The 7,483-nt window shown below is 61.1% G+C and carries 2 protein-coding genes; both read left to right on the top strand.

Annotated elements, in window-relative coordinates; translation table 11 throughout:
- Positions 1-104 precede the first annotated feature (104 nt).
- The gene (locus CI601_RS06790; RefSeq protein ID WP_121914796.1) at positions 105-3,341 is read left to right on the top strand and encodes an InlB B-repeat-containing protein; all 3,237 of its coding nucleotides are present in this window, start codon (positions 105-107) and stop codon (positions 3,339-3,341) included.
- Positions 3,342-3,845: 504 nt separating this feature from the next.
- The coding region (locus tag CI601_RS06795) for an InlB B-repeat-containing protein (RefSeq protein WP_121914834.1) at positions 3,846-7,483 on the top strand (3,638 nt) is incomplete at its 3' end.

Here is a 7,483-nt window from a genome sequence, read left to right on the forward strand (position 1 = left end):
CATCAAGCCCAAACACCCCGTCATCGCCGACAAATAGTCCAAGCAGTGCAGACTCCGCTTCAACCAGGCCATCCCGGCAGACAGATGATCAGGCCGCGCACACGGTGCGCTTCGATCCGGCCGACGGAAGCAAACCCACCCAAGCGACCGTAAAGACCGGGAACCTTGCCTCACCTCCGCAAAAGAACCCGCAACGTGAGGGCTTCCGGTTCGACGGGTGGACGCTTGATGGCCAGCCCTTCGATTTCCAGACCCCCATCCTGCAAGACACGACGCTGACCGCCCGTTGGGCCAAGGCCACGGACTGGACTCTGAGCCCGAACCACGGACCCTCCTCCGGCGCCCGCCTGACCCTCAGCCCGCCCAACAAGCAGGAGCCCTACTACACGAGCATCCACACGGCAAACAGCCAGTTTGTCGGCCTGACCGGCGACGGCAACATCTACGTTTGGGCACAAGACGGCACACCAAAACAGGTTGCTCTCCCTGCCCAAGCTCCCGAAGGGTTCCACTACCTGCAAGCCGCAGCCGGCAGCCATTGGCAGGCGGCCCTCGGGTCCGACCAGCACATCTACACCTGGACCAGCCAACAGCCCACGCCCACCATCCTCGACACTGATCGGAACATCAGGTTCACCAGCATCAGCACAAGCAGCAACCGGCTGCTGGCCGTGGACCAGCAGGGCCGTGTCCACAATTTCCAGGCCAGCCAGGCCGACAGCCGGAACATGAAACCCACTGAGCACTCCACAATCAGCCTGCCCGGGCAAACTCAGGCGACACTGGCCGTCGCCTCCCCCAGCCGGACACTCATCGTGGACGCGGACGGGCAGGCATGGTCATGGAAGCCAGACCAGGCAGGAAACACGAAGCCGTCACCCATCATGCAGGACCAGGATGTGCGCATCATCCAGGCTGCAGCCCTCAACCAGGGGCTGCTCCTGCTGGACGCTGACGGGCATACCTGGTACCTGGCCGACAACGCGACCAGTGCCAAAGCCGTCAACCTGCCAGAAAGCACGAAAGCCAGCCGGATCAGCGCCAGCAATGACCAAGCCATCATCACAGACAAGGACGGCCGCCTCTGGTTCTGGAAGTCAGGCGAGGCACCCACGCGCGCAGACAGCGGGAACCAGCACTACATGCAAGCAGTCCGCATCGGCAACGAAATCGCCGCCCTAGACAGGCAGGGCAGCCTATATCAGTGGAGCATCGATGCTCAAGGCCTGCCGGGCAAGCCGGCAAAAATCGACTCCACCACAGCTCCCACCCTGGAATCAGCCAGCCTGGATGGCCAAGACTTGACACTCAGCAAAACCGGCGATGCCTGGCAGGCAGATGTCCCCGCCCACGATCCCGGGCCGGCCGTCATCACCATCACCGGCAGGCAGGACGATAAGCCCTTCACCAAGAGCCTCAATTACACCGTCGACCAGCCGCTGTTAAGGGATGCTCAACAGGATTCCACCCACACGATCACCTTCGATACAGCAGGAGGAAGCCAGGCACCCCAACCCCAGCAGGTCACCTATCCATTCGGACGGGTGCAACGCCCCTACCCAGACCCGACGCGCAACGGCTACGAGTTCGGCGGGTGGTTCATCGGCAAAATCGCCTACGACTTCAGCAAACCCGTCACCAGCAACCTCACCATCAGCGCCAAATGGACCTACAAAGACCCCAACAACACCTGGAAGATAAGCCCCGACAAAGGCAGCCAGCTCGGCGGGCAACAGACCACCATTACCCCGCCGACCGACGCCAGCGGCGTCAAATTCAACCAGGTCAACTGCTCACAGAGTCCCGATAGCTTTTCTCTAGCGGTTGGCAGCGATGGAAACGCCTACGCCTGGGGAGGCAACAGCTATGGTCAGCTCGGGGATGGGACGACCACCAATAGGACTACGCCGGTCAAGGTGAAGAAGCCTGCAGGCGTGTCGACTGATTTCAACTACATGCAAGTCAGTGCCGGATGGCAACATTCGCTGGGCCTAGGCAGCGACGGATACGTGTACGCCTGGGGAGGCAACAGCTATGGCCAGCTCGGCAACAACACTAGCGGCAGCTACTCGGCTGTTCCCGTGCGTGTACGCGACCCTGCCAGCCCCACCGACGCGAGCAAAGGACTGAAGGCCATACAGGTGAGCGCCGGATACTATCATTCGTTGGCCGTTGACAAGGATGGAAACATTTGGGCATGGGGACTCAACAAAAACGGTCAGCTCGGCGACAACACCAACAACTTCACTGAAAAAGCAAATCCTTTCCCCAAACGGGTTCAGCTTGATTCTACCGGTGCCAACACAGGGCTGAAAGCCATACAGGTCAGCGGCGGAGGCTATCACTCTCTGGCAATCGACGAGGATGGAAACACCTGGGCGTGGGGGTACAACTACTATGGCCAACTCGGCAACAACACCAACAGCGAAATAAATGACAAGGCGAATCCTAATCCCCAAAAAGTGCTGCTTAATCCCACTGAGGCAAACACTGTGCTGAAAGCTGTACAGGTCAGCGGCGGAGACTCTCATTCGCTGGCAATCGACAAGAACGGGAATGTTTGGGCATGGGGATGGAACCGCTACGCCCAACTCGGCACTGGCAACGTCACCGGACAGTTCGTTGCGAATCCTGTTCCTAAACAGGTGCTGCTTGATCCCAAGGTCGCGAGCACAGGGCTGAAAGCTGTACAGGTCAGCGCCGGAAGCTCTCATTCGCTGGCAATCGACGAGAACGGGACCACTTGGGCATGGGGAAACAACGGCGATGGCCGACTCGGTGACAATACTACGAATCTCCGTCTTTCTCCCGTGAAGGTGGCTGCCTCCGCGCAACACACGAACTCGGCCGGATCTTGGCTGAACGCCATGCAAGTCAGAGCAGGATGGCAGCATTCGCTGGCCATCGACATGGACGGGAACGCCAAAGCTTGGGGAGATAACAGCAATGGCCAGATCGGCAATACCGATGCAGGAAGCCTGAGTTTGGTTCCTACGCCAGTGATGTTCCCTCTACAGCCGGTGATCACTGCAGCCAAGTTCGACACCAGCCCCGGCACGAACCTGACCCATGTCAGCAACAGCAGAAACGTCACCGTGGTGACTCCTGCGCATGAGCCGGGACCAGTCACAGTCAGCGTCGACTACAAGCTTGGCGACAAAGTTCAGAAGCCAGACACCTCACTTACCTACACTTACAAGCCCCTAGGCGTGCTGCCCAGGGCTGGCGGAGAAGGCATTCTGCTGGCTTTAGCCACCGGCATGACCAGCATGGGCGCAGTGCTGGCCTCACGCCGACACCGGAGAGAAACGCAACGGTTCCTGCACACTTCACACGAGTAAGAAGGCCGGCAGATGGGTCAACTCCCATCCACCCGCCTCATTGGGGCGCATGGAGGAAAGTGTCATACAAGGCTCAATCCCCAAGAAGCCGACACTCCTCCTGCGCCCCCACCACACTTTTATCGACGATAATACGGGCGAGCCGCTCTCATTCCCGCCTGAGACAGATATTGACGTGGCCAGACCCACTAAGGTCACATGACTCCAGGCCAGCTCAGTTCACATCCTTGCCTCACGACTTGGCATAATTGCTTTGAACAACAGCATTCCACCAACCCAGGATGATTATTGTCACGGGACTGCTGAGCTGGTTTATGTGTATTGTTTGCTGGATGGGTGGTATGGTGAAAAACAGGGGTAACGGAAAGACGGCTGGCTTCCGCCATGGTTCCTGCGATCCGGTACAGATCCGGCGTTGAAAGACAGGGCAGCTTTCCGACAAAGACGACATTTATCAGCGAGCTGTTGGCTTCGCTTGGTGTTTGGTGAAGGGGTTTACAAGTCATGCACCTGGTTTCCCAACTGCGTCGCATCATGGCGATGATGATCGTCCTGCTGGGCCTGCTGGCAGGCCTGGGCGTCGCATCCGCCCAGTCGGACGCTCCTATCCTCACAGGGGGACTTCAGACCCCTCGGGTAGCTGAGCAAACCCCCGGCACTTTCCCCAGCAACGCAGCCAACACCCCACTACCCACACCATCACCGCTGACACCTTCCTCACCATTAAGCACCACGACACCAAGCCCAAACACCCCGTCATCGCCGACCGGAACGCCTGACACCACAGGATCCGCTTCAACCAAGCCATCCGATAGCGATGATCAAACTCCGCATATGGTGCGCTTCGACCCCGCCGACGGCAGCAAGCCGACACAGTCAACCGTGAAGACCGGCGCCCTCGCCGCTCCCCCACAACAGAATCCCCAACGTCAAGGCTTCCGGTTCGACGGGTGGACACTCGACGGCCAACCCTTCGACTTCCAGACCCCCATACTCCAGGACACCAACCTGAAAGCCCAATGGACAAAAACCACGGACTGGACATTGAGCCCGGATCACGGGCCCGCCTCCGGAACCGTCCTGACCATCAGCCCACCCAACCGGCAGGAGCCTCAATTCGCCAGCATCCAAGCCGCAGGAAACCAGATTGTCAGCCTGACAGGCGACGGCCGCATCTACACATGGACGCAAGACGGCACACCCAAGCAGGTCCCCGCTCCCGTCCAGGCTGCCGACGGATTCCACTACCTGCAGGTTGCAGCCGGCAACCGCCGGCAGGCGGCCCTCGGATCCGACCAGCGGATCTACACCTGGAACAGCCAACAGCCCACACCCTCGATTCTCGACACCGGACAGAACACCAGGTTCACCAGCATCAGCATCAACGGCGGCCGGCTGCTGGCGGTGGACCGGCAGGGACAGGTCCACGCCTACCAGGCCAGCCAAACCGACGGTCCGAACATGAAACCCACAGAACACGCCACAGTCGACCTGCCCGGTCAGGCTCAGGCAGTACTCTCGGCCGCCACCAGCAGCCGGACCCTCACCCTGGACGCGGACGGGCAGGCCTGGACCTGGGATGCGAGCAACACCGGCAACGTCGAACCCGAACGCATCAGGCAGGACCCGGGCATGCGCATTCTCCAGGCCCAGGCCCTCGACCAGGGGTTCCTCCTTCTGGACGCAGAAAGGCAGATCCATTACCTGGCCGACAACACGACTAGCCCCACAGCGGTCAGCCTGCCGGAACGCATGAAAGCCAACTCGATCAGCGCCAACGACAGACAGGCCGTCATCACCGACACGAACGGCCACCTCTGGGCCTGGAAGCCAGGCGAAACACCCACCCGAGCGGACGACGGGAACCAGCACTACATGCAAGCCGCCAAGACAGGCAGCAGGATCACCGCCATCAGCACGAAGGGCAACATGCTCACGTGGAGCCTGGACGGGCAGGGTAAGCCCGGCCAGCCGGCAAGACCCGACACCGCACAGGCACCCACACTGGAATCAGCCGGCATGGACAGCCAGCCGCTCAACCTCACCAAGAACAACGACGCCTGGCAGACAGACATACCCGCCCACAAGCCGGGACAAGCCACCATCACACTCGCCGGCAGACAGGACGGCCAGCCCTTCACCAAAAACCTCAACTACACCGTCGACCAGACGCTGAACAGAGGCACCGAGCAAAAATCCACGTTTACGGTCCACTTCGACACGGACGGAGGAAAACCCGAACCAGCAGACCAGGAATTCCCGACCCCGAACGGCAGGGCGAAGCGGCCCTCCCCCGACCCTGCGCGTGAGGGCTACCAGTTCGACGGATGGTTCACCGGCGAAGTCGCCTACGACTTCAGCAAACCCGTCACCAAGGATCTGACCCTGACCGCCAAATGGACCTTCAAAGACCCCAACAACACATGGAAAATCAACCCCGACCAGGGCAGCCGGCTCGGCAACGAAACCACCATCCTCACCCCTCCAGACACCAGCCGAGGCATCAGGTTCAGCCAGGTCAGCGGATCATCATACGACGGTAGGAGATCCTATGGTTTTTCCTTGGCTGTGGGCAGCGACGGGAACGCCTACGCATGGGGAGACAACTGGTATGGCGAACTCGGCGACGGGACAACCACTCAAAGGACTACACCGGTCAAGGTGAGCAAGCCTGAAGGCACACCCGCGGATTTCACCTATGTGCAAGTCAGCGCCGGAAGTCGGCATTCGCTGGCCCTGGGCAGCGACGGCAACGCCTACGCCTGGGGATGGAACGACAATGGTCAGCTCGGCGACGGGACAACCTCTCAAAAGACTACGCCGGTCAAAGTGGGGAAGCCTACAGGCACGCCGACGGATTTCACCTACACACAGGTCAGCGCCGGGCAATACCATTCGCTGGCCCTGGGCAGCGACGGCAACGCCTACGCCTGGGGAAAAAACTCCTCCAGCCAGATCGGTGACGGGACGACCACCGACCGGACTACGCCGGTCAAGGTGGGGAAGCCTACAGACGCGCCCGCGGATCTCACCTACACACAGGTCAGCGCCGGAGGCTTTCATTCGCTGGTCGTGGACAGCGACGGAAACGCCTGGGCATGGGGAGAAAACGGCAATGGCCAGCTCGGCGACGGAACGGAAACCAGGCGGACTACGCCAGCCAAGGTGGGGAAGCCTACAGACGCGCCCGCGGACTTCACCTACGCACAGGTCAGCGCCGGACGATTTTATTCGCTGGCCCTGGGCAGCGACGGCAACGCCTACGCCTGCGGATGGAACGACAATGGCCAGATCGGTGACGGGACGACCACCGACCGGTCTACGCCGGTCAAGGTGGGGAAGCCTACAGACGCGCCCGCGGATCTCACCTACACACAGGTCAGCGCCGGAGGCTTTCATTCGCTGGTCGTGGACAGCGACGGAAACGCCTGGGCATGGGGAGAAAACGGCAATGGCCAGCTCGGCGACGGAACGGAAACCAGGCGGACTACGCCAGCCAAGGTGGGGAAGCCTACAGACGCGCCCGCGGACTTCACCTACGCACAGGTCAGCGCCGGACGATTTTATTCGCTGGCCCTGGGCAGCGACGGCAACGCCTACGCCTGCGGATGGAACGACAATGGCCAGATCGGTGACGGGACGACCACCGACCGGTCTACGCCGGTCAAGGTGGGGAAGCCTACAGACGCGCCCGCGGATCTCACCTACACACAGGTCAGCGCCGGAGGCTTTCATTCGCTGGTCGTGGACAGCGACGGAAACGCCTGGGCATGGGGAGAAAACGGCAATGGCCAGCTCGGCGACGGAACGGAAACCAGGCGGACTACGCCAGCCAAGGTGGGGAAGCCTACAGACGCGCCCGCGGACTTCACCTACGCACAGGTCAGCGCCGGACGATTTTATTCGCTGGCCCTGGGCAGCGACGGCAACGCCTACGCCTGCGGATGGAACGACAATGGCCAGATCGGTGACGGGACGACCACCGACCGGTCTACGCCGGTCAAGGTGGGGAAGCCTACAGACGCGCCCGCGGATCTCACCTACACACAGGTCAGCGCCGGAGGCTTTCATTCGCTGGTCGTGGACAGCGACGGAAACGCCTGGGCATGGGGAGAAAACGGCAATGGCCAGCTCGGCGACGG

Origin of the sequence: Bifidobacterium sp. wkB344, from assembly GCF_003688305.1 — a bacterium.
Lineage (GTDB): Bacteria > Actinomycetota > Actinomycetes > Actinomycetales > Bifidobacteriaceae > Bombiscardovia > Bombiscardovia mizhiensis.